Origin of the sequence: Lipingzhangella halophila (genome assembly GCF_014203805.1) — a bacterium.
Taxonomy (GTDB): Bacteria; Actinomycetota; Actinomycetes; order Streptosporangiales; family Streptosporangiaceae; genus Lipingzhangella; species Lipingzhangella halophila.
In genome coordinates this window covers 362,675-385,938 of the sequence record NZ_JACHJT010000002.1, presented here as the reverse complement: position 1 = coordinate 385,938, position 23,264 = coordinate 362,675, and the positions used below count along the sequence as shown (strand labels likewise).

Annotated in this window: 20 protein-coding genes; 16 read left to right on the top strand and 4 right to left on the bottom strand. The window is 69.9% G+C overall.

Features of this window, described 5'->3' with window-relative positions; genetic code table 11:
* The first annotated feature begins 100 nt into the window (after nucleotides 1-100).
* The 6 genes from F4561_RS28755 to F4561_RS28730 all read left to right on the top strand — a co-directional run bounded on the left by F4561_RS28755 (nucleotide 101) and on the right by F4561_RS28730 (nucleotide 5,657).
* On the top strand, nucleotides 101-673 hold the full coding sequence (locus F4561_RS28755) for a putative glycolipid-binding domain-containing protein (RefSeq protein ID WP_184584845.1): 573 nt from the start codon (nucleotides 101-103) through the stop codon (nucleotides 671-673).
* Nucleotides 674-977: 304 nt separating this feature from the next.
* Nucleotides 978-2,576, top strand: a complete 1,599-nt coding sequence (locus tag F4561_RS28750) for a serine/threonine-protein kinase (RefSeq protein ID WP_184584844.1) — start codon at nucleotides 978-980, stop codon at nucleotides 2,574-2,576.
* A gap of 189 nt (nucleotides 2,577-2,765) precedes the next feature.
* Complete coding sequence (locus tag F4561_RS28745; RefSeq protein ID WP_221446367.1) at nucleotides 2,766-3,005, top strand: hypothetical protein; 240 nt, start codon at nucleotides 2,766-2,768, stop codon at nucleotides 3,003-3,005.
* Between the two features lie 142 nt (nucleotides 3,006-3,147).
* Nucleotides 3,148-3,774 (top strand): hypothetical protein, encoded by a 627-nt coding sequence (locus F4561_RS28740; RefSeq protein WP_184584842.1) that lies wholly within the window; start codon nucleotides 3,148-3,150, stop codon nucleotides 3,772-3,774.
* Between the two features lie 7 nt (nucleotides 3,775-3,781).
* Complete coding sequence (locus F4561_RS28735; RefSeq protein ID WP_184584841.1) at nucleotides 3,782-4,480, top strand: hypothetical protein; 699 nt, start codon at nucleotides 3,782-3,784, stop codon at nucleotides 4,478-4,480.
* Nucleotides 4,481-4,970: 490 nt separating this feature from the next.
* A complete protein-coding gene (locus F4561_RS28730; RefSeq protein WP_184584840.1) occupies nucleotides 4,971-5,657 on the top strand; it encodes a hypothetical protein in 687 nt (228 codons plus the stop codon).
* 69 nt (nucleotides 5,658-5,726) lie between these two features.
* On the opposite strand, the gene F4561_RS28725 is transcribed toward F4561_RS28730, so the two are convergent.
* The 3 genes from F4561_RS28725 to F4561_RS28715 form a co-directional block, all read right to left on the bottom strand.
* Nucleotides 5,727-7,040, bottom strand: coding sequence for a hypothetical protein (locus F4561_RS28725; protein ID WP_184584839.1), 1,314 nt, complete (start codon nucleotides 7,038-7,040; stop codon nucleotides 5,727-5,729).
* Between the two features lie 165 nt (nucleotides 7,041-7,205).
* On the bottom strand, nucleotides 7,206-7,424 hold the full coding sequence (locus F4561_RS28720; protein ID WP_184584838.1) for a hypothetical protein: 219 nt from the start codon (nucleotides 7,422-7,424) through the stop codon (nucleotides 7,206-7,208).
* Nucleotides 7,425-7,546: 122 nt separating this feature from the next.
* Nucleotides 7,547-8,704: an acyl-CoA dehydrogenase family protein gene (locus F4561_RS28715; protein ID WP_184584837.1), complete on the bottom strand. Its 1,158-nt coding sequence runs from the start codon at nucleotides 8,702-8,704 to the stop codon at nucleotides 7,547-7,549.
* Nucleotides 8,705-8,839: 135 nt separating this feature from the next.
* On the opposite strand from F4561_RS28715, the gene F4561_RS28710 reads away from it, so the two are divergent.
* Nucleotides 8,840-9,481, top strand: a complete 642-nt coding sequence (locus tag F4561_RS28710; RefSeq protein WP_184584836.1) for a TetR/AcrR family transcriptional regulator — start codon at nucleotides 8,840-8,842, stop codon at nucleotides 9,479-9,481.
* Nucleotides 9,482-9,566: 85 nt separating this feature from the next.
* On the opposite strand, the gene F4561_RS28705 is transcribed toward F4561_RS28710, so the two are convergent.
* Nucleotides 9,567-10,094: a DUF7144 family membrane protein gene (locus F4561_RS28705; protein ID WP_184584835.1), complete on the bottom strand. Its 528-nt coding sequence runs from the start codon at nucleotides 10,092-10,094 to the stop codon at nucleotides 9,567-9,569.
* 448 nt (nucleotides 10,095-10,542) lie between these two features.
* Here F4561_RS28705 and F4561_RS28700 point away from each other — a divergent pair, with 448 nt between their 5' ends.
* The 9 genes from F4561_RS28700 to F4561_RS28660 all read left to right on the top strand — a co-directional run bounded on the left by F4561_RS28700 (nucleotide 10,543) and on the right by F4561_RS28660 (nucleotide 23,184).
* Nucleotides 10,543-12,162 (top strand): peptide chain release factor 3, encoded by a 1,620-nt coding sequence (locus F4561_RS28700; protein WP_312885690.1) that lies wholly within the window; start codon nucleotides 10,543-10,545, stop codon nucleotides 12,160-12,162.
* A gap of 328 nt (nucleotides 12,163-12,490) precedes the next feature.
* Complete coding sequence (locus F4561_RS28695; RefSeq protein WP_184585346.1) at nucleotides 12,491-13,741, top strand: MFS transporter; 1,251 nt, start codon at nucleotides 12,491-12,493, stop codon at nucleotides 13,739-13,741.
* Nucleotides 13,742-14,132: 391 nt separating this feature from the next.
* A complete protein-coding gene (locus F4561_RS28690; RefSeq protein ID WP_184584833.1) occupies nucleotides 14,133-15,422 on the top strand; it encodes a citrate synthase in 1,290 nt (429 codons plus the stop codon).
* A gap of 170 nt (nucleotides 15,423-15,592) precedes the next feature.
* Nucleotides 15,593-16,150: an HdeD family acid-resistance protein gene (locus F4561_RS28685; RefSeq protein ID WP_184584832.1), complete on the top strand. Its 558-nt coding sequence runs from the start codon at nucleotides 15,593-15,595 to the stop codon at nucleotides 16,148-16,150.
* Nucleotides 16,151-16,391: 241 nt separating this feature from the next.
* Nucleotides 16,392-17,567: a sensor histidine kinase gene (locus F4561_RS28680; RefSeq protein ID WP_312885746.1), complete on the top strand. Its 1,176-nt coding sequence runs from the start codon at nucleotides 16,392-16,394 to the stop codon at nucleotides 17,565-17,567.
* Between the two features lie 104 nt (nucleotides 17,568-17,671).
* Nucleotides 17,672-18,367, top strand: coding sequence for a response regulator (locus F4561_RS28675; protein WP_184584831.1), 696 nt, complete (start codon nucleotides 17,672-17,674; stop codon nucleotides 18,365-18,367).
* A gap of 728 nt (nucleotides 18,368-19,095) precedes the next feature.
* Nucleotides 19,096-20,400 (top strand): family 2B encapsulin nanocompartment shell protein, encoded by a 1,305-nt coding sequence (locus F4561_RS28670; RefSeq protein WP_184585344.1) that lies wholly within the window; start codon nucleotides 19,096-19,098, stop codon nucleotides 20,398-20,400.
* 278 nt (nucleotides 20,401-20,678) lie between these two features.
* Nucleotides 20,679-22,073 carry a family 2B encapsulin nanocompartment shell protein gene (locus tag F4561_RS28665; protein WP_184584830.1) on the top strand — a complete coding sequence of 465 codons (1,395 nt, stop codon included), beginning with the start codon at nucleotides 20,679-20,681 and terminating at the stop codon, nucleotides 22,071-22,073.
* Nucleotides 22,074-22,089: 16 nt separating this feature from the next.
* Nucleotides 22,090-23,184 carry a family 2 encapsulin nanocompartment cargo protein polyprenyl transferase gene (locus F4561_RS28660; RefSeq protein WP_184584829.1) on the top strand — a complete coding sequence of 365 codons (1,095 nt, stop codon included), beginning with the start codon at nucleotides 22,090-22,092 and terminating at the stop codon, nucleotides 23,182-23,184.
* Nucleotides 23,185-23,264 lie beyond the last annotated feature (80 nt).

Genomic DNA, 23,264 nt, shown 5'->3' with positions numbered 1-23,264 from the left:
TTCCGGGACCCGCACTGTTCCGGGACAGTGCGGCGGCGAGGTCCGCTCAGTGCTTCCCACCGTCTGGCGCGCGTTTGGGACATACCGATAGGAAGGTGCCATGTCGGCCAGCAACGATTTCCCCGCTGTGTGGACCCGGCTCGATGTGCCCGCAGGACTGGGGTTGGGCACGTTGGTTGCCGGGCCGGAGGGCTACCGGCTGGAGGCGAGTGAGACCGTCGCCAACCACTCCGAACGCTTCGCCTGCCGGTTCACCGTCTGCACCGACCTGGCGTGGGTGTGCAGCGAGGCCCGGGTCGAGGTGGTGACGGAGTTCGGAACCCGGGAGCTCGGGATGACCGGGAAGGGCGGGCACTGGACGATCGACGGCAATCCCGCGCCGGCGCTCACCGGGTGCGTGGACGTGGATGTCGCCGCGACGCCGCTGACCAACACCCTGCCGATCCGCCGCCTGGGGTTGGAGCCGGGCGAGCACCGCGACATCACGGTGGCCTGGGTCGACGTGCCAAGCCTGCAGGTCCGGCGGATGGTGCAGCGCTACACCAGGCTGGGCGCGTCAGACGGCCGCGAGCGGTACCAGTACCGCGACCCGCACCACGGGTCCTTCGAGCTGTCCGTCGACCGGGACGGTGTCGTCGTCGACTATGCGGGACTGGCCATGCGCGTCACCTGACCGCAGCGCCACGCGTGGGCGCGCCGCGACCGCCTGTTGGCACGCACGATGGCGCCGCAGGCCCGCCGCGGATCCACCCGGCCGGATCCGGACAACACGATTGGGCATGTTTCCTCGGCAGGCGGGTATCCAGCCACAGTTTCCTGTCGGCGCAGCGCACATCGTTACCCCCGGGCGCCGGTGCGTGACCGCGGCCCCGCGGATCGCGCCTCACAGCACGTGTGGCGGTACCCGTGCTTCTAGACTCGCATCTACTATCCCTGGCCCCTGGACATCCGCCTTCGTACGCGAGGAACCCGCACGTATGACCTCTGAGCAAGCCGAGCCGGGACGCTCGCTCGCCGGACGCTACCGGCTCACCGAGCCGATCGGCGAAGGCGGCATGGGACGCGTCTGGCGCGGGATCGACGAGCTGCTGGACCGCCCGGTCGCCATCAAGGAGCTCAGCATCTCCCCGCACCTGCCGGCCCGCGAGATCGAGGTGCTGCGGACCCGGATGCTCCGCGAGGCGCGCAGCGCCGCCCAGCTCAGCCACCCCTCGATCGTCACTGTCTTCGACGTCGTCGACAGTGACGACCGGCCGTGGATCGTCATGGAACTGGTGCGCGGCGAGTCCTTGGGCACCGTTCTCAAGCGCGACGGTGCGCAGTCGCCCGAGCGGGTCGCCCATATCGGCATGCAGGTGGCCGCGGCCCTGGCCGTGGCGCATGAGCGGGGCGTCGTGCACCGTGACATCAAGCCGGGCAACGTTCTAATCGCCGCCGGGGACCGTGCGGTGCTCACCGACTTCGGCATCGCGCTCCTCGAAGGCAACAGCAACCTCACCAGCACCGGGCAGCTCGTCGGCTCGCCCAGCTACCTCGCGCCCGAACTGGCCCAGGGTGGTGGGGCGACCCCCGCCTCAGACATGTGGGCACTGGGGATCACCCTCTTCCAGGCGGTCGAGGGCGCAACACCGTTCGAGCGGGCCACGCCCATGGCGACGCTCACCGCCATCGTCACCGAGAAGGTACGCCCCCCGGCCTCGGCGGGACCGCTCCGGCCGCTGCTGGAGAAGTTGCTGAACAAGGATCCGGCCCGCCGGCCAACGGTCTCCGAAGCCTACGAGGCGCTGGCGAAGGCGGCCGGCAACGCTGGGAAGCGCGGGGCTGCGTCGGCCATGGCGCAGTCGCCAGGCGGCCAGGACACGCCGGCGCGGCCGTCCGAACCGGGGCCCGCCGCGGCGCCCTCGAACGCGCCCGTTCCCGCGCAGGGAGGGGCAACCGGGCGCGCGGCGTTGTGGCGGCGGATCCTCCCGGTCGCGTGCGGTGTCGCTGCGGTGCTTGCGGTGATCGGAGCCGGCCTGTGGTTGGGCAGCCGCACGGACGAACCGAGCGAGGCCGCTCCCGTGGAGCAGAGTTCGACACCGGAGGCCGAGGCGTCCGAGGCAGACGAGTCGGAGCCGCCGGAGCCCGAGGAAAGCGGCCCCGAGATGACCCGGCACGAGGACGAGACGGGCTTCGCGCTCGACGTGCCGGAGGGGTGGGAGCTGGAGCGTCGTGACAACGGCGTGTTTTTCCACAGCCCTGATGGCGGGTATCTGCAGATCGACCAGACCGACACCCCCGGCGACAACGCCAAGGAGGACTGGGAGCAGCAGGAGGGGGCCATCTCCAGCGGGTTCGACGGCTACCAGCGCGAAGGGATCGTCGCGCTCGACGAGTCCTACCTCGACGCCTACGTGAGCGCCGCCGACTGGGAGTTCACCTTCGACGGGGCCGAGGGCCGGATGCACGCGGTCAACCGCGCCTTCCACACCGAGGACAAGGGCTACGCCCTGTTCCTGGTGTCCCCCGAGGGCCAGTGGGAGGAGAACCGTGCGCTGCTGGACGAGATGACGGAGTCGTTCGAGCCGGCGAGCTGAGACGCCCCGGGCGTCGTGGGGCCGAGGTCCGCGGATACCGGCTTGGTGCCCGCCGGGCGGCGGACTAGGATCGGGCCCATGTGTTACGGGAGCCCCACGACGCACTATGTGTGCCTGTCGTGCCGGGTCGCGGTGCAGGAGACTCCGCGCCCGCAACGCGAGAACCCCTGCCGGCGGTGCGGCCAACCGATGACCGACGCCGGGAGCAACCTCGCTGTGCCGCGCCGGGGCGACCGCGACGCGTGGGACGCCCTGGCCACCGTGCTCCGCTCCGGGCTCACGTTCCACTCGTGCGGATGCTCCGGGCCCGGATACCGCCCGCGCACCCGGGCCGAGGTGCGCGACCGGCTCGCGGTCGCCCGTCGGCAGGACATCCCGGTCCGCGACGCACTCGCCCGGCCCGACCCGTGGCGCGCCCCCGGACGCTGACCCGGTCGGACCTGTCCGGCACGGCCGGCCCCAACGCGTCGCGAACCCGCTCCAGCTGATGGGACATCTCCGGGTCAACTGGCCAATACCGGTCTAATAGGGCGTGCTGGAACAGTCCCACCCGCTATCTATACTGCTCCCCGTGGCTCACTCCGCCCCCGACCCCACATACATCCAGACGAACGCGGGATCCGGCATTTCACCGCGCTTCCTGGTGATCCTCGCCGTGCTCCTGCTCTTGGCGACCCCCATTGCCGCTGTCGTCTGGTACCAGGGGGGCTTCGCTGCTGCGGCCACGGAATCGGGCAGCCCGCAGGATCCGGGCACCGAAATCCGGAACGATCTCTTCACGGTCAAGCCGACCGAGGCCGCGGTACGGATGGGAGACGCCAACCTGGGCGGAGCGCAGGTCGTGGTGCGCGCGGAACTCACCTCGCACGAGAGTGAGGCCGTGGCCGCGCGGACCTTCGCCGACGATCTCATCGAGGCCCATCTCATGCCGGCGGAGGCCGAGGGGGAGATGGGCTCGATCGAGCAGGTGCGCGACCCGGGCTCGCATCCGATCCAGTGGATCCAGCCGGAGCTGACCGAGACCGTGCTTCTCGTGTGGGAACTGCCCGAGGACGTGTCGGCCGGTGACGTCGAGCGTGTTCGGCTGCGGGTGCTCGAGGCGGAGGAAAGCTCGGGCTTCATCGATGAGAGCGAGCGCTGGTGGAGTTTGAGCGAGGAGAGTGTCGGCGAAGTGGACCTGCCGGTTGAGGGAGAGTAGCCGCGCGATGACCCCGCCCCATCGAAGCCTGCCCCGGTTGCTGCTGACCGCCGCCCTGAGTGTGCTCCTACTGGCGCTTATCGGGGTGACCCGTGCCTACCACGTCGAGTTCGACCAGCGGGTAGCGCCCATCGCGTACTCGGGAGACGCCAGCGAGGTGGTGGACGCGTCCCGGTTCACCCTCGAAGTGGACGAAGTGCGGTTCGGCCACGACATCGCCGGAGGAGACTTCGAGCCCCTCACGGGAACCGAAGCCGACCCCGACTACGTCTGGATGGTGATCACGGTGACGATCGAGGCGACGAAGGAGTCAATGGCCATCCATGATCCCGTGCGGCTGGAGTGCGGCGACACCAGCTACGCGGGTAGGGTGTCCAGCCCGCTGCCGTCCGGCGGCTTGGGGGCGAGCCCCCTCCAGGCGGGGATTCCCGTGACGGGCTCGCTCGCCTTCGAACTGCCCCCCGAAAAGATCATCGATCCCACTCTTCGGGTCACGGCCGTGTCCGCGGGGGCGGCGGTGGACGATCGGTTGTCCAGCGAGGCCGTGGTGGACCTGGGGTTGCGTGACGAGGAGCTGTCCACGCGGATCGACGAGGCCGCTGAGACCGTCGAGGTAACGGGGGGCGACCAGTCCGGCGGCCTCGCGGACGAACGCCGCGCCCCCGCCGAGCCGACCGGCGAGAAGGACGGTGCCACGAATGACTGAGCCGCCGTACCGGCCGCCCCAGCCGGGCCCGTACGGGCCGCCGCATGCGAACCCGGGCCATCCACCGCCTCCGCAGGGCCCTCAAGGCCCCCAGAGGCCCGGGCCTCCGCCACCGCAAGGTCCGCCGCCGGGACCGCCCCCTCAGGGCCCGCCGCCCGGCCGACCCCCCGGCCCACCGCCGGGGCCGCCCCCTGGGCCGCCACAAGGTCCGCCGCCGGGGCCGCCCCCTGGGCCTCCGCCTGGGCCTCCGCCTGGGCCTCCGCCTGGGCCTCCGCCTGGGCCTCCGCCACCGCAAGGTCCGCCGCCCGGCCCGCCCTCTCAGGGCCCGCCGCCACAAGGCACACCCCAGGGGCCTCCTCCGCCCGGGCATGGCGCTCCGCCACCAGGACACGGGCACCCTCCCGGCCCACCTGGTCCTCCAGGGCAGCCCGGGCCGCAGCCGGGTTGGGGAGCACAGCAGCCGCCCGCCCCGCAGGGCCAGCGGCACCAGATGCAGAAGTCCAGGTGGCGTGCGCACCTCCCGTACATCCTGACCCTGGTCGTGTTGCTGCCGACGGCGCTGGGGATCCCCTGGTGGTTGGAGCGCCAGGACATGCTCGATCGCGGCGTCATTCCACCGGAAGCGACTCCGGTGTCGGGCGACACCGCCCGGCTCGCCGGCTCCGAGTGGGAATACGTGGGCTCGGTGACCGAGGACGAGGAGCCTGCTCCCGGCGTGCGTGAGGTCAGCGCGGCATTCAAGGTGACGCCCGACGACCAGCTCGCCACCGACCGGCTGTACTCGCTCTGCGCCTTCCGTGCCCTTGATGGCCAGGGGCGTACCTGGGAAACAGCCCTCGCGCCCACGGAGCTCCCCGAGGATGTCGCCACGGCCGACGGGATCAAGTGCACCGCTCCGTCGGGAACGGAGCCGATGCCGGTGGGCGAGCAGACCACGATCGTCGCGACCTTCGAGGTCCCCGAGGACGCGGTGTCGAGCCTGCGGTTCGAGGTCGCGGTCGCCACGCACGACCCCGAGATCGATCACGACATGACCAGCGAGGAAGCCCTGGCCGAGCTTGAGGAGTACACGGAGAGTCTCGAAGGCGAGGACCACGGGCACGACCCCGACTCTGAGGAGAACCCCCCCAAGCCCGAGGCCCTCTCGTTCCCGTACCGCGAGCCCGAAGGCGAGTGACCCCGGTCGCCGCATAGGCGCCGCTCGTGCGCGGTCCGCTCTTCGCGGCGCGGGCGGTTGCCGCGTCCCTCACATCCCGAAGTGGTCGGCGCGGCGCGGAGCGCGCCGCCGCCCACTGGTCCTGCCGCCCCCGCGGCGCAGCGTCAGCTCGAAGGCGGCCGCCAGCAGGCACACCCGGAAGAACTCGTGGAGCCCCTCGACCACGAACTCGATGGGGGTGAGCCAGGGCCACCACCACGAGAGGAAGTCCTCGGGCCCGACGGCGATGAACACCCCGCGCTCCAGCCAGCCGAATCCCAGTTCAAGCAGGGCGTAGTACAGGCAGAACGACAGGTAGTAGGCCGGACTGACGCTGAGAATGAACCGCAGGGCGTTCACGAACGGCACGTACTTGTCGCGGTAGGTACCGCCCACGACCGATGTCACCCGCGCCACCATGCCCGGCGTATGCTCCATCGCGGTCCGGTGCAGTCGCTCGACCCGGCGCTGCCCGCGGAACAGGGTCTCGGTGCGGTCGACGTCCGCCCCGAACACCACGGCGGCGATGGTGAGCCACAGCAGCGGCTCCACCAGACCGTCCTTCAGCAGGTTCCACACCCAGGCGACCGTGCCCGCGATGGATGAGGCGAGGGTGAGCACGGGAATGGAGGTGACATCGGAGAGCCAGATGAGCCCGTCCGTGTAGAGCGACTGGATCTCGGCCCACACGACCCGCTCCCCGAACCACGCGCGCGCGTCGCTCAGGAGCGGCGAGACCGTGACGATCGCGAAGAAGACCCAGATGGCCTCAAGGAGGGCGGTGAGCAGCCCCAGGATCTTGGACTCGGTGCGGTTGTAGAGGGCCTCCACCCCGGCGCGCACGCAGAAGGCACCCAGGGCGACGATCAGCGGCGCGCCGACCCGGTCGAAGTCGGAGACAAACGCGTACGCCTCCGGCCCGGCGTCGTTGTAGACCTGCAGGGCATAGCTCTGGAACTCCTCGCCGACCAGCCCCCACGCGCTGTAGAAGGCCAGGAACGGCAGGATCGCCATGGCGATGGCGTCCACAAGGCGGCGTTCCCGCTCGTTGACCGAGACCTGGCCGGGGGCTTGGGGCGTGCCCCGGCGAGCACGCGCGGAGCGCTCGGACAGTTCCTGGTCCAGCGTCGGCAGGCCGGGACGCAGCATGTGGAACATGATGATCGTCGTCGCGAGCGTCACCAGCAGCGAGACGCTCACACCGACCATGCCGAAGATCTCGTCCTGTTGGCCGAGCTTGGCGACGCCGCGCAGCGCCAGAGCGTGCAGGGCGGTGCCCGCCACGTACACGCACAACAAGGGGGCCCAGTAGCGCCTCGCGAGATCGAGGGCGTAGAGCGGGAGGAGGACTGCGGAAGTCGCCATTCTGGCCATCGCCGGGCAATCTTAGCTCTTCCGAGCGTGGCCGGCGACTTCTGGCCTCACCCGGCCACGGCCGTCACTGGGGTACCGGCGTGTGGGCGGCCGGGCGGTTGGGCGCGCGTGCCTCCGCGGACCGGGCGGCGCCCCGCCCGCCAGCCTCGAATCCGGTTAGCCCGCCCACGGGGCCCAGCGCGGCCGACCGATAATGAGGCCGGCCTCGGCGGCCTCCCGCGACGGGAACGGCATGAAGACGAAGGAGGTGCCGCACCAGCCGTCCGCGTCGTACTCCGGGCATTGCAGCTGCTCACCCTCGGGTACGGGGCCGTGCTCGAACACGTGGCCCCTGTAGCACTGCCACCAGCGGTGCTGCTCGTCTCCTGTCGTCATGGCAGGACGCAACCACGGGAGGCGCACGGGGCGCAAACGCCGCGGCACGGCACCCGAGCGGGGTCGGCGCTGCCCGGATCCCGGGCGCGGACACGGCCCCTCCCAGGTCAAGAAGGCCGCCGTCAGCCCTCCAGCAGCTTCCGGGCCATCACCAGGCGCTGGATCTGGTTGGTGCCCTCGTAGATCTGGGTTATCTTCGCGTCGCGCATCATGCGTTCCAGTGGGAAGTCGCTGACGTAGCCGGCACCGCCGAGGAGCTGGACCGCGTCGGTGGTGACGGCCATGGCGGTGTCCGAGGCGTAGCACTTCGCCGCGGCACCGAAGAACGGCAGGTCGTCGTCGCCGCGTTCGGACTTGGCCGCGGCGACGTAGACCATCTGGCGGGCCGCTTCGAGCTTCATGGCCATGTCGGCGAGCATGAACTGGACGCCCTGGAAGTTGGCGACGGCCGTGCCGAACTGCGTGCGCTCCTTGACGTAGGCCGTGGCGTGGTCGAGCGCACCCTGCGCGATACCGACCGCCTGGGCGCCAATGGTGACGCGGGTGTGGTCGAGGGTGCGCAGCGCGATGCGCAGGCCCTCACCCGGATCGCCGACGAGGCGGTCGCCCGGGATCCGGGCGTCGTCGAAGAACAGCTCCCGGGTCGGGGAGCCCTTGATGCCGAGCTTCTTCTCGGGTTCGCCCAAGGTGAAGCCGGGGTCGTCGGCGTGCACCACGAACGCGCTGATGTTGCGGCCGCGCGGGCCGTCGGGGTCGGTAACCGCCATGACGGTGTAGTACTCGCTCACGCCGGCGTTGGTGATCCAGGACTTCTGGCCGTTCAGGACCCAGCCGTCGCCGTCCGCCGCCGCCCGGGTGCGCATGCTGGCCGTGTCGGAACCGGCCTCGCGCTCGGACAACCCGTAGGAGAACATCGCCTCGCCGCGGGCCGTTGGTGCCAGATAGCGGTGCTTGACCTCCTCGGACGCCCCCAGGATGAGGGGCATCGTGCCGAGCTTGTTGACCGCGGGGATGAGCGAGGACGAGGCGCAGGCGCGGGCCACCTCCTCGATGATGATGCAGGTCGCCAGCGCGTCCGCGCCGACGCCCCCGTACTCCTCCGGGATGTGCGCCGCGTGGAAGTCGGTGGCACGCAGCGCGTCGTAGGCCGCCTGCGGGAACTCGGCGTTGGCGTCGACCGCGGCGGCGTTCGGGGCGATCTTGTCGTCGGCGATGGCGCGCACGGCTTCGCGGAGCTCCTCGTGCTCGTCGCTGGTGGTGAACAGGGTGAAGTCACTCATGAGGGCTCCTCGCTCTCTCCTGGTTCTGGCACTGCGTGCCAAATAATGGCATCAAGTGTCAGACTAGACGGTGTGCGTGTTTCTCGGGCATACGGGGGCGGCTATGCTCCCCGGGGAGGCGAGACGAGGAGAAGCATGGGCGCGGCGAAACGCGACGCGGGTGAGCGAGGGCGGTCGGAGTATCCAGGGCCTCGTGAGGTGGTGACCGCCGCGGTGCGGCTCTTCGGCGACGCGGGATACGAGGCGACCACGATGGACGACATCGCCGTGGCCACCGGCGTGAGCAGACGGAGCCTCTTCCGGCACTTCGGCTCCAAGGAGGACATCCTCTTCGCCGAGCACTACGTGCTGTTCGATACGGTCACCCGCTACCTGGCCGCGAGCCCGGAGAACGACCCCGTGGGCACCGTGTGCTCCGCCGCCAGGATGGTTTTCCAGGGCTACGTGGGTGCCCCCGAGATCACGATCCCCCGCTACCGGCTGGTGCGCGCGGTGCCGCGGTTGCGCGACCGCGAGATCGCCATGACCGCGCGGTACCAGAACGCCTTCAGCCACTACCTCGCACAGGGCGAGACGGACGGCCCGAAGGTCCTCGCCGGCGAGGCGCTGGCCGCTTCGGTCATCGCCGCGCACAACAACGTACTCCGGACCTGGTTGCGCGCCCCCGACCAGCCCGTACCCTGGGCCCGCTTCGACCAGGCCATGGCGTTCGTGACCGGTTCGCTGGGAGCCGTGCTCCGCGATCCCGGGAGCCGGGCGGCCGGCGCCATGCCGTGATGCCCCGCCCGGTCCGGACACGCAGAACGGTTCGGAGCCGTTGCTCCCGGCCGACGATCGGCCGGTGTCTTCGCTCTGGTCCTCGCTATCCGGAGGAGCCGCTGGTCGCGCCGCCGCCAGCGCGCTCGGGGCGCTCGTGGGCGCCGCCACGCTGCGTTGGCGCCCGAGTGGCATCACTGCGGCCGGCCTGGTACGAGGAGGAAGCGTAGGCCGCCTCCTCCTCCGGCACGCCCCCAGCGGGCGCCATCGACCAGCCCGCCGTGAGCCCGTAGATCACCACGACGTTCACGGCGATGATCGCCAGCGACCAGATCGGGAACGCGCTGAGGAATCCGAGCTGCACGACGGCGCTGATTCCGGCCAGCACGACCCCGGCGGTCCGGGCCCACATCCGGCCCGTGAAGAGCGCGATACCGCTTAGCAGTTTCAGCACGCCGAGGATTCCGAGCACCACACCCCAGGCCATGAAGGTCGCCATCATGAGATCGGCCTCGGCGCCGACGAAGAACACCGGTGTCGCCATTGCCGCGATCCCCTGTATCAGCAGGAACGCACCGGCGAGCAGCATCATGGTCGCGGCGAAGGCGCCCCATCCGTGGAGCCTGTTGTTCATCGCTCTCACCACCGTTGATCCGTACTTGCCACTTCGGGCGGTACATAGGGCCGTTGGCGGAGCACGAGCCGGAGATCCAGTCAAGGCGACCGCGCCACCAGCCTCCCATCCCAGGATGCTCGAGAAGCAGTGAAAACCTCACCGATGACTCGTAATGTCCGTACCAAGTCTGCCGCGCCGGGGGACCGCGGGCCCCGCGGTACAGCGGTGCGCGCGTGCCAGCCGTGCTCAGTAGGGGCATAGGGTGGTCCGTGCTCGCCATGTGGATGATTTCGCCGCGCTGCGGCGTTGGTGTCCCGGGCGCCCGCTACCGGTTGTGATGCGCGCCGGACCCGCCCCCTTCGAAGACGAACCGGGACGCGCGCGGAGGGTTCGGCTGATCCCGCCGGACGGGGCGGTGGTGCGTCCCGAGCGAGCATCGGTGAGCGAACACGGGGAGGAGACGGCCGTGAGTGTGGTAGCCGACAGGCAGCAGTCCCAAGAGGTTGTGGGTGAGGCGGCGCGGCGGCGGACGTTCGCGGTGATTTCGCATCCGGATGCGGGCAAGTCCACGTTGACCGAGGCGTTGGCGTTGCACGCGGCGGCGATCACGTCGGCGGGGGCGGTGCATGGTAAGGGCGAGCGTAAGGGTGTGACCTCGGACTGGATGGAGATGGAGCAGGCCCGGGGGATCTCGATCACGTCGGCGGCGTTGCGCATCGATTATGGCGACTGTGTGCTCAACCTGCTCGACACGCCGGGCCACGCCGACTTCTCCGAGGACACCTACCGGGTGCTCTCGGCGGTGGACTGCGCGATCATGCTGCTGGATTCGGCCAAGGGCCTGGAGTCGCAGACGCTGAAGCTCTTCGAGGTGTGCCGGGCGCGGCGGGTTCCGGTGATCACGTTTGTCAACAAGTGGGACCGGCCGGGCCGGGAGCCCTTGGAGCTGTTGGATGAGGTCGAGCAGCGGATCGGGTTGCGGCCGGCTCCGTTGAACTGGCCGGTGGGGATCGCGGGCGATTTCCGGGGGCTGGTGGATCGGGCCACGGGGCGCTACACCAAGCTGTATCGCACGCCGGGGGGTGCCACCCGTGCGGTGGAGGAGGACATCGATCCGGAGCAGGCCGGCGAGGTCGAGGGCCAGGAATGGGTCCAAGCCACCGAGGAGTTGGATCTGCTCGGGGAGATCGGGGCGCATTTCGAGGAGGAGTCGTTTCTGGCGGGGGAGTCTTCGCCGGTGCTGTTCGGCGCTGCCCTGCCCAACTTCGGTATCTCCTCGTTGCTGAACACGCTGGTCGACCTCGCGCCGGCGCCTGGGGACAAGCCCGACGCGCACGGGGGTGCGCGCCCGGTCTCGGCCCCGTTTTCCGGGCAGGTCTTCAAGATGCAGGCCAATATGGACAAGGCCCACCGCGACCGGATGGCGTTCCTGCGCATCGCCTCGGGGCGCTTCGATCGCGGGATGGTGCTGACCCATGGGGCCACGGGGCGCCCGTTCGCTACGAAGTACACCCAGGCGGTGTTCGGCAGCGAGCGCTCCACCGTCGAAGACGCCTACCCGGGTGATGTGATCGCGCTGGTCAACGCCAATGCGTTGAGTGTGGGCGACACCTTGTACACGGGGCCGAAGGTGGAGTTCCCGGCGATCCCGAGTTTCGCGCCGGAGCATTTCGCGGTGTGCCGGGCCAAGGATGCCAGCCGTTATAAGCAGTTCCAGCGTGGTATCGCCCAACTGGATGCCGAGGGTGTGGTGCAGGTGCTGTCCTCGGAGGTGCGGGGTGAGCAGGCGCCGGTGCTGGCGGCGGTGGGTCCGCTGCAGTTCGACGTGGTCACCGACCGGATGGCCCAAGAGTTCAACGCCCCCATCGAGCTGGCCCACCTCGACTACACGCTCGCCCGGCGCACCGACGCCACCTGCGCCCCGGCCGCGCACGCGCTGTCCGGCGCGGAGGTACTCAAGCGCCGCGCCGATGGCGAGCTGCTGGTACTGATCCACAACAAGTACCGCCTGCGGGTCATCAAACGCGACAACCCCGACCTGGTACTGGAACCGTTGCTCGCCGGCGGGACCGAACCCGACGAGTGACGCCACCGTTCCCGCGCAACCGGGGTGCCGGTGACCACCGGTGGTAGGCCAACTGGAAAAATAGCCGCGGTACGCCCGGCAACGGCGCCGGGACGCCGGGTTGTGGGATCGTGTCGCCGCGTGCCCTTGGCAATCCCGAGGGTGACGTGCTGGGTGGCGCGAAAATTCATCCCACCGCCCCATGATTCTGGTCCGCCTGGATGACCCCGGCCGCGCGACGAAGAAGGTGGTCTACCTGACCTCCCCCGCATCCGCAGCGACCGACGGCAGCACTGTCGCCGGCGCCTCCGCTCGTCGGAAGCCCCCTCGGGCAGGAGCCCTGGTCGCCATGTCGGGGGCCGTTCTCGCGCTGAGCGGCCCGGGCCAGACGGCCGGGCTCTCCATCTTCGTCGACCACATCATCGCCGACCTGGACGTCAGCCGGTCGCTCGTGTCGGCGGCGTACCTGGTTGGCACGCTCAGTGGCGCGCTCGCGCTGCCGTGGATCGGCCGTGCTGTCGACCGGTTCGGGGTACGGGGCGTCCTGGCGGCTGTCGCGCTTGCGTTCGGCGGGTTTCTCAGCCTGCTGGCGGCGGTCCAGGAAGTGGTGGGGCTCACTGTCGCGTTCGTGGGGGTACGCGCGATGGGCCAGGGCGGGATGACGCTGATCGCCACTACCGTGGTGGGGATCGCGGTGACGCGCAGGCGGGGCACCATGCTCGGCATCACCAGCGCGGCCGGCACGGCCGGGATCTCCCTGTTCCCCCTGGTGATAGAGCGCGTGATCGCGCTGGTCGACTGGCGCGGCGCGCTGCTGCTGGAGGCCTCGCTGATCTGGGTGGTGGTGCTCCCGATCGCGTTCTGGGGCATGCGGGGGGTGCGGCGCTCGTCCGACGATGAGGAGTCGGAGTCCACTGACGGCCCGGCGGAGCCGGCCTGGGCGGTGCGCGAGGTCGTCCGAACGTCGATGTTCTGGGTCATCTGCGGTGCCGTGGCGTGCAGCGGGCTGGTGGGGACCGCGGTGTTCTTCCACCAGATCGCGGTGCTGGGCGAGCAGGGGCTCACGCCCACCCAGGCGGCCGCGAACTTCCTCCCGCAGACGGTCGCCGGGCTGGGGGCCTCCCTCGTGTTCAGCTCGGCCACCGACCGGTTCGCGCCGAAGAAACTGATCTTCGTATCCATGCTGATGCACATCGGGGCGCTGGGGATGCTCCCGTTCGTGTCGCCCGGGGTGACAGCGGTGGTCTACGGCGCATCTCTGGGAGCGGCAGCCGCCGGCGCCCGCGCTGTCGAGGCGGCGGCCTTCCCGTACTACTACGGGACCGCCACGCTTGGTTCGCTGCGCGGCCTGACGCAGTCGGTCGCGGTGGCCTCCACCGCGGTGGCGCCGCTGTTGCTCTCGCTGGGCCACGACATCGCGGGGTCCTACCAGGGGCCCGTGCTCGCGCTTGCGGTGCTGCCCGCGATCATCGCGGTCCTCGCCCCGTTCGCCCGGACGCCGCGGCGCCCGGAGCCGTCCACGAGCACTACCGGGGCGCCCGCGAGCGTGCGAGCCCAGAAAGCACAGTCGGGCGCCGCCGGGGTTCTGGAGGGTCCGTAGGTGTGGTGGCCGCGAGTGGCGGAGCCGGCCGGGGCGGCACACCGGAGGTGCCCGAAGGTTTCCGGCCTCCAGGCGCCCGCGAGGGCAACGGTCGGCTCGGAAGCGAGGGGGTGACGCGGATCGCGCGCAACTTTGTGTTCATGGCGTAATTATGCGTTGATCCACTGTGTGCGAAGAAACGAAATTCTTTCTATTTCGTGGAACAAATGTTGCTGCGCGGGTGTGCCGCACATCACCTGTGCCTCGATGCGGGAGAATTGTATGGTTTTACTCCATAGAAGTTTAATGAAACAGCATAGTGTCAACGGATTAACACGTGTAGGGCTCTCGCGCCGCGGTGTCCTGCACCCCGCGCACCCTGCATCCCCCGCCTGGAAAGGTAGACTCGGGCATGAGTGAAGAAGGTAAAGAGCGCACGGCAGAGCTCCAGTACGGCGAGGGTGCGCTGAGTCTCCCCGTCCTGACTGGGAGTGAGGGCGACGAGGCCATCGAGGTGAAGTCGCTCCTGGCGAAGACCGGAAAGGTCGCCCTCGATCCCGGTTTCGTCAACACGGCCTCGTGTAGCTCGGCGATCACCTATATCGACGGCGATGCCGGCATCCTTCGCTATCGCGGCTACCCCATCCAGGAGCTCGCCACGGGTAGCTCGTTCATCGAGGTCTGTCACCTGCTCATCTACGGGGAGCTCCCGGGGCCGGGGGAACTCAAGGAACTCGCCGACAAGCTGCGGCAGAACGCCGGCATCCCCGACGAAATGCGGACGATGCTCGACGCCCTCCCGCGCGAGGGCCACCCCATGACCCTCCTCGGTAGCGCGGTCAACCTCCTCGCCGCCTACTACCCCGACAGCGTCGACCTCTCCGACCCCGACCAGGTCGAGCTCGCCACGATCCGGCTGCTGGCCAAGCTGCCGACGATCGCGGCACACATCTACCGCAACTCCATCGGCGAACAGCCTGTCGATCCCGACCCGTCCCTCGGCTACGTCGAGAACTTCCTGCACATGACGTTCGGCAAGGAGAAGGGCGAGGGCGAGCTCGGGTCCCTGTTCGTCAAGGCGATGGACCTGCTGCTGATCCTGCACGCCGACCACGAGCAGAACTGCTCCACGGCGACGGTGCGCGTCGTGGGGTCCTCGGAGGCCGACATCTACGGCAGCGTCTCCGGCGGTATCCACGCCCTCTTCGGCCCGCTGCACGGCGGCGCCAACCAGGCCGTCCTGGAGATGCTCGAAGAGATCCGCTCAAGCGGCACCGACCTCGACACCTTCCTGGAGCGGGTGAAGGCCCGCGAGACCCGGCTCATGGGCTTCGGGCACCGGGTGTACAAGAACTTCGACCCGCGCAGCAAGGAGATCAAAGGTCTGGCGAGCCAGATCCTGGACAACCAGGAGCGGCCCGACGAGCTCTTCGAGCTGGCGCTGCAGCTCGAAGCGAAGGCGCTCGCCGATCCCTACTTCACCGAGCGCAAGCTCTACCCCAACGTCGACTTCTACACCGGCGTCATCTACCGGGCTATGGGCTTCCCGACCACCATGTTCACCGTCCTCTTCGCGATCGGCCGGCTGCCGGGGTGGATCGCCCACTGGCGGGAGCAGGCGGCCGACCAGACTTCCCGTATCGCCCGTCCCCGCCAGCTCTACACCGGGCCGGGACAGCGCTCCTACCCCGGACGCGCCTGACCAACCGGTACGTCCCATGCAGCGGTGAATGGCGGTGCCTCTCGGGTACCGCCATTCACCGCACGCATGCCACCGGGGTGACTACTCCGGGTAGTATTTCCGCGTCGTGGGGATCACTGTGGGGGCAGCCGGGCACGGCCCTGGGTGATTACTCGACGAGCGGGGGAGACATGCTGGAGTTCCTGGCGCGCGACTGGTGGGTGCTCACCGTGCGCGGCGCCGCGGCGATCGTCTTCGGCCTCCTGGCCCTGCTCTGGCCGGGGATCACGCTGCTCGCGCTCGCCGTGGTGTTCGGCGTGTACGCCCTCGCCGACGGGGTCCTCGCCGCTCTCGCGTCGGTGCGCACCGGCAGCGCGCACCGGTTGCCCCTGGTGCTTGAGGCGATCTTCGGGCTGGTGTTCGGTGCGGCGGCGATCATCTGGCCCGGGATCACCGTGCTCGTCCTGGTGGTCGTCATCGGTGCCTGGGCGTTCGCCACCGGGATCTTCGAGATCTTCACGGCGGTCCGGCTGCGTGCGGAGCTCGAAGGGGAGTGGCTCCTCATTCTCGCCGGGATCCTCTCCGTGCTCTTCGGGCTGCTGGTGTGGTTCTGGCCGGTGACCGCCGCCGTCGCGGTGGCCTGGATCATCGGCGTCTACGCGTTGGTGTTCGGCGCGGTGCTGTTCGTGCTGAGCCTCCGGCTGCGCGGTGCGGGCACGACCATGGGGCGCGGCGGCGCCGCGTCCTGAGCGGGTGGCCGGCGCCCCAGCGGGGCCGGACGCGGAGAACGCCGGTCCTGGCGTTCGCGGACCCGCGGGCGCGCCCCGCGACCTACATCGCGCGGCGTAGTAGGGGTGCCTCCGTAAGGCGGACGCGCGGCGGCCAGTCCCTCCACCAGGATCGTTGCCGAGCGGTCGGCACCATGGAAGCAGGCGCGGCGCCGGTCGCGTCCCGCCGGTCCCGGCGGTCGCGGGGGAGGGGTGGTTGCGCGTGCGAACGCGGTTCCCGTTGGCGAGGTTGTCCGGCACCTCGCTGGATGTCGCGGTGGCGGCTGTCTTGTGCGCGGTAATGGCCGTCATCGAGGTGCTGACAGCCGCCATAACCGGAGCGCCGATGAAGGCCGCCAGCCTGGCGATGCTGCTCGCCGCGGCGGCCGCGCTGGCCGTCCTGAGCCGGTGGCCGCTGGTCACCGGGATCGTCGTGGGCGCCGCGACCCCCTTGTACTTCATGCTCGGTTCTGTGGATGGCGTCGCCGGGTGGGCCCCGTTCGCGGTTGGCTTCTTCCGGTTGGCCTCGGAGCGGCACCGGCGGTCCGCGATCGCCGGAATCGCCGTGGCGTTCGGGTTCTTCCTGGCCGGCGAGGCGGTCCAGTTCGAGCTGGGCCGGTCCGTCATGGTGCTGTCCTGGCTGATCGTGGTACTGGCGGCAGGGGAGATCGCCCGGAACCGGCGCGCGTACCTGCACGAGTACCAGCAGCGGGCGGTGGAGGCCGAGCGGAGCCGCGAGGAAGTGGCACGCCGCCGCGCCACCGAGGAGCGGCTGCGTATCGCCCGGGAGCTGCACGACGTCATCGCGCACAACATCTCGCTGATCAACGTGCAGGCCGGGGCCGCGGCACACCGTCGTGACCCTGAACAGGCCTACGACACCCTGGAATCGATCCGGCGGGCCAGCAAGGAGACGTTGCGCGAGCTCAGGTCGACGCTCGGGGTGCTGCGGCAGTCGGACGGGACCGCCGACCCACTCCCGGTCACCCCCGTCCCCTCCCTGGCGCGCCTGGACGAGTTGGCTGCCCAGGTGACGCAGTCGGGGCTGCCCGTCACGGTCACCGTGGACGGTGAGCCGGTCCCGCTGCCCGCCCAGGTGGAGCTGGCGGCTTACCGCGTCGTCCAGGAGGCTCTCACGAATGCCATGAGGCACTCGGGGGGCACGTCCGCGACCGTGCGTGTGCACTACGCGGGCGACAGCGTGACGGTCCAGGTCGACGACGACGGGCAGGGCCCGCCCGGAGAGGCGGCAACGGAGGGCGCGGGGCTGCGGGGCATGCGCGAACGGGCCGCCTCGGTGGGCGGCGACCTCACCGCGGAACCACGTCCGCGGGAGGGCGGGTTCCGGGTACAAGCCCGCCTCCCGGCCGGCGGTGGTGCTGCCACCACCCTTGAGTGACGTACCACCCGGCGTCTTCTTCCGGCCGGGCCGAGACCCCGTGCCGTGGCGCCTCCCGCCTGGTATGAAAGGGCTACCGGCAGTGCTAGTGGGGGTGGACGATCGTGAACCGAGGCGGCGCGACCGCGGACACTACGGTCAGGGTCGTCATCGCCGACGACCAGACCCTGGTGCGTGCGGGTTTCCGCTCGATAGTCGACGGCGAGCCGGACCTATCCGTTGTCGGCGAGGCGAGCGACGGCGCCGAGGCGGCACGGCTGGCGCGGGTGGAGCGCCCCGACGTGGTCCTGATGGACATCCGCATGCCGGTCGTCGACGGTCTGGAGGCCACGCGGAACATCGTCGCCGACGAGCGGCTCCGGGACGTCAAGGTCGTCATACTCACGATGTTCGACCTGGACGAGTACGTCTACGGAGCGCTGAAGGCGGGAGCCAGCGGCTTCTTGGTCAAGGACACCGAGCCCATGGAACTGGTGCACGGCGTGCGGGTGGCCGCGAGGGGCGACGCGCTGCTGGCGCCCACTGTCACCCGCCGGCTCATCAGCGAGTTCGCCGGCCGGCTCAAGGAACCGCCACCCGCGCCCATGCTGAACAGCCTCACCGACCGCGAGCGCGAGGTGGTGGCGGCGGTGGCCGCAGGGCTGTCCAACGAGGAGATCGCCCGCCGGCTCGTGGTGAGCCCGGCGACCGCCAAGACACACGTGAGCCGGGTTCTGACGAAGCTCGGCGCGCGCGACCGCGCGCAGCTCGTGGTGATCGCCTACGAGTCGGGACTGGTGCGGCCGGGCTGGTTGGCCTGAGTCTTACTCGGAGCGCGCCGTGCCGGGCAGGGGCGCGTCCCCATCCGCCGGCGACCGTACGACGAGCGCCGCGCCGCCGATGCGGCGCGGCCATCGGCGGTCGAATGCCTTTCTTGTTCGTGTTCCTCCGGGTTGATGCCCCGATTACGGATTTTTAGGTTAGTTCGTAGTTCTCCAGTAATCGGTTCCTCTAATGCCCATATCGTGCTGGTTTCCGGGGGATGCGGGGAAGCGCGCAATTAACAGCAGCGGGCGTTGCCCGTGTGCGATCCATCATGGCCGGAAATCAAGTGGCGGGCCGTATTCGCAGGTGGTCGTTGGTGGGCCGGGTGCCGAGCAGAATGGTGTTTGCGACCAGATCCACTCGGTTCGCAAATTACTCGGATGTAGTCGAAGAAAAAACGTACGCGCGGGCATGTCGGCAGGATCGCCGGGGTACGAAGGGTCTCGGCCGCGTACAGCGGCGGGTGGACTACGAACTGAATTCGCAGATCCATTTGAGTTGCCAGAAATGCGAGAACCGCGTCCGTGGCGTGTGAGCCCCCCTCTGCGCCCGTGCGGTTCCCGAAGAGAAACCCTCAACCCTCATCTGTTAGCGCCTACATTGATTGGTGGTATGCGTCGTGACGGAAACGGCTGATCCGAGTGTGGAGAGCAACCAGTCGCAGCTGAGCCTGGGTACCGCGGCCGCGCGCAACCTGGCGACGACGACGAAGTCGGTCCCGCAGATGCAGGGGATCACCTCGCGGTGGCTGCTGCGGGTGCTGCCGTGGGTGGAGGCCCGCGGCGGGGTCTATCGAGTGAACCGCCGGGTGACGTACACAATCGGCGACGGGCGGGTAACGTTCACCAACGTCGGCACCGACGTGCAGGTCATCCCGGAGGAGCTGCGGGAGCTTCCGGCGCTGCGGACCTTCGACGACGTTGCGGTCCTCGGTGAACTGGCCGGGCGGTTCGAGCAGCGGGAGTACCAGCCGGGCGACGTCATCGTGGAGAAGGGCGGAGCGGTCGACCGCGTTCACCTCCTCGCGCACGGCAAGGTCCACAAGATCGGGTCCGGGGAGTACGACGACGGTGTCGTGCTGGAGACGCTGATCGGCGGAGACCACTTCGGCGACCACGCGCTCATCGAGTCCGAGAGCAGTTGGAGCTACACGGTCAAGGCGGTCGCCGGCTGTACCGTCCTCGAACTCAGCCGGGAGGCCTTCGACGAGATCGCTGACCGCTCCGACTCGCTGTGGGCGCACCTGCGGCGGTTGCTCGCCGAGCCGGAACTGCCGCGGAACAGCTACGGCGAGGCCGACGTCTCCGTGACCTCCGGTCACGAGGGTGAGCCGGATATTTCGGGGACTTTTGTCGACTACGAGTTGTCTCCCCGCGAGTACGAGTTGAGTGTGGCGCAGACGGTGCTGCGGGTGCACAGCCGGGTGGCCGATCTCTACAACGAGCCCATGGACCAGGTCGAGCAGCAGTTGCGGTTGACCATTGAGGCGCTGCGCGAGCGCCAGGAACACGAGATGCTGAACAACCGGCAGTTCGGCCTGCTCCACAACGCTGACCTCAAGCAGCGGATCCCCACCCGCACCGGCCCGCCCACCCCCGACGACCTCGACGAGCTGTTGGCGACCGTGTGGCGCGACCCCTCGGTCCTACTGGCCCACCCCAAGGCCATCGCCGCCTTCGGCCAGGAGTGCAACCGACGCGGCCTCTACCCGCAGGCCGTTGACATCGGCGGCCAGAAGGTGCCGGCGTGGCGCGGAGTGCCCCTGCTTCCCTGCAACAAGATCCCCGTCAGCGACACCCGCACCAGCTCCATCATCGCCATGCGCACCGGCGAGGCCAACCAGGGGGTCATCGGCCTGCACCAGACGGGGCTGCCGGACGAGTACCAGCCGGGGCTGTCGGTGCGGTTCATGGGCATCAACGAGAAGGCGGTCATCTCCTACCTGGTCAGCACCTACTACTCAGCGGCCGTCCTGGTCCCCGACGCGCTCGGGGTCCTGGAGAACGTCGAGATCGGCCGGGAAAGCTAGCCGGACGCCGCCACGGTCGAGCCGGGAGTCCACCCAGCACCGCAGCCACCGGCGCGGTAGGCGGGAGCCGATCCGTTCACGCGGACGAGACGCTCCACGCCGGCTGCACGCGAACACGCCTGGTGGTGGCGAAGATACTCAGCGGGCCCACCGGGCTGGGCGCCTCGGGCGCTCCGATCGGAGCGCGGCCCGCATCCAGGGTGCGGACTCCCACCCGCCGGCCCCGCTCGGGGCCGGCCCCGAGTCAGTGACACGCAGATGGATTGGTGGTGTGCATCGTGACGGTCGATGCGAGCACGGACGATACCCAGGCGCCGCAGAGTCTGGGGACCAGGGCCGCGCGCAACCTGGCGACCACGACGAAGTCGGTCCCGCAGATGCAGGGGATCACCTCGCGGTGGCTGCTGCGGGTACTGCCGTGGGTGGAGGCGACCGCCGGGACCTACCGGGTGAACCGCCGGGTGACGTACACCGTCGGCGACGGCCGCGTCACGTTCCTCACCAGCGGAGACCAGGTCCAGGTCATCCCGCGGGAGCTCGGCGAACTTCCGCTGTTGCGCGGCTTCGGCGACGAGGCCGTGCTGGGCGAGCTGGCCGACCGCTTCGAGCAGGTCGAGTACCAGCCCGGCGAGCTGATCGCGACCGCGGGCCAGCCGGTCGACCGGGTGTTCCTGCTCGCGCACGGCAAGGTGAACCGGATCGGTGCGGGGGAGTACGGCGACGGTGTCGTGCTGGAGACGCTGATCGATGGGGACCACTTCGGCGCGCACGCACTGGTGGACTCCGACGCGCGGTGGGCGTACTCGGTCCGGGCGGTGACCCGGACCACCGCGCTGGCGATCTCCCGGCAGACGTTCGACACGCTGGTGGAGCGCTCGGACGCGTTGCGGGCGCACGTCCAGGCGTACCGGGCGAGCCCGCCCCGTCGGCAGAACAAGTACGGCGAGGCCGAGATCGAGGTCGCCTCCGGTCACGAGGGTGAGTCGGGCATCTCGGGGACTTTTGTCGACTACGAGTTGTCTCCCCGCGAGTACGAGTTGAGTGTGGCGCAGACGGTGCTGCGGGTGCACAGCCGGGTGGCCGATCTCTACAACGAGCCCATGGACCAGGTCGAGCAGCAGTTGCGGTTGACCATTGAGGCGCTGCGCGAGCGCCAGGAACACGAGATGCTGAACAACCGGCAGTTCGGCCTGCTCCACAACGCTGACCTCAAGCAGCGGATCCCCACCCGCACCGGCCCGCCCACCCCCGACGACCTCGACGAGCTGCTCAGCCGGCGCCGGAAGTCGCAGTACTTCCTGGCGCACCCCGAGGCGATCGCCGCGTTCAGCCGGGAATGCAACGCCCGGGGCATCTACCCGCAGAGCGCCGACATGAACGGGCACAGCGTGGTCGCCTGGCGCGGGGTGCCCATGCTGCCGTGCACCAAGATCCCGATCAGCGAGACCCGCACCAGCTCCATCATCGCCATGCGCACCGGCGAGAAGGACGAGGGCGTCGTCGGCCTGCACCAGACGGGGTTGCCGGACGAGTACCAGCCGGGGCTGTCGGTGCGGTTCATGGGCATCAACGAGAAGGCGGTTATCTCCTACCTGGTCAGCACCTACTACTCAGCGGCCGTCCTGGTCCCCGACGCGCTCGGGGTCCTGGAGAACGTCGAGATCGGCCGTTGAGGGGAGGCAGCGCGTCATGGCCGCCATAGACGACGTGACCGATGGCCGCCCCGCCCGCGAGGTGCTGGCCTGGAGCAGAACACTGGTCGACCCCGCGCTGCGCGAGGCGGTGGCGAACCTGCCCCCCTCAATGCGGGACATCGCCGGGTACCACTTCGGCTGGTGGGACGAGCACGGCCGGCCGAGTGGTGTCGACGGCGGGAAGGCGCTCCGGCCCGCGCTGGTGCTGCTGTCGGCGACGGCTGTCGGCGGCGCGCCGACCGCGGCCGTGCCCGCCGCGGTCGGTGTGGAGCTGGTGCACAACTTCTCGCTGCTGCACGACGACGTTATGGACGGTGATGTCACCCGCCGCCACCGTCCAACAGCGTGGAGTGTCTACGGGCGCAGCTCGGCGATCCTGGCCGGAGACGCGCTGCTGACTCTGGCGTGTGACGTCGTGGCCAGCAGTGGGCACCCCGCCGCGCACGAGGGCACGCGCCGGCTCAACGCCACGGTGTTGAGCCTGATCGACGGGCAGAGCGCCGACATGGCGTTCGAGCGGCGCGTCGACGTCGGTGTGCGGGAGTGCCTGAGCATGGTCGAACGCAAGACCGCGGCCCTGCTCGGGTGCGCCAGCCATCTCGGTGCCGCGTTCGGCGGGGCCCCGCCGGAGCGGGTCGAGCGGATGCGCTCCTTCGGAGCGCGACTCGGGATGGCGTTCCAGTTCGTCGACGACCTGCTGGGGATCTGGGGCGACCCCGAAACCACGGGCAAGCCGGCGCACTCGGACCTGCGCAACCGGAAGAAGTCGCTGCCCGTGGTGGCCGCCCTGGCTTCCGGCACTCCGGCCGGGCACGAGCTGGCCGCGCTCTACGGGCGCGAACCGTACGACGAGCCGCTGAGCGGTGCGGAGGTCCCCCGCGCCGCGGAACTGATCGAGAGCGCGGGCGCGCGGGAGTGGAGCCGTCGCCAGGTCGACGAGCTGCTCGCGAACGCCCGGCACGACCTGCACGCCTGTTTCCCCCAGGAACAGGCCGCGGCGGAGCTGGCCGCGCTCGCCAGCTTGGCCACCACCGAACGCGAGCCCAGCTCGGCGGGCGGCTCCGTCAGCGACGCGGAGCCGCCCGCCTGAGAGTAGCGCGAGCGTGAACGGGCCTGGCTCGTTCGCGCCCACCGCGGCCGGGCGAGAGCGGGGCGCCACGGCCGCGGTGG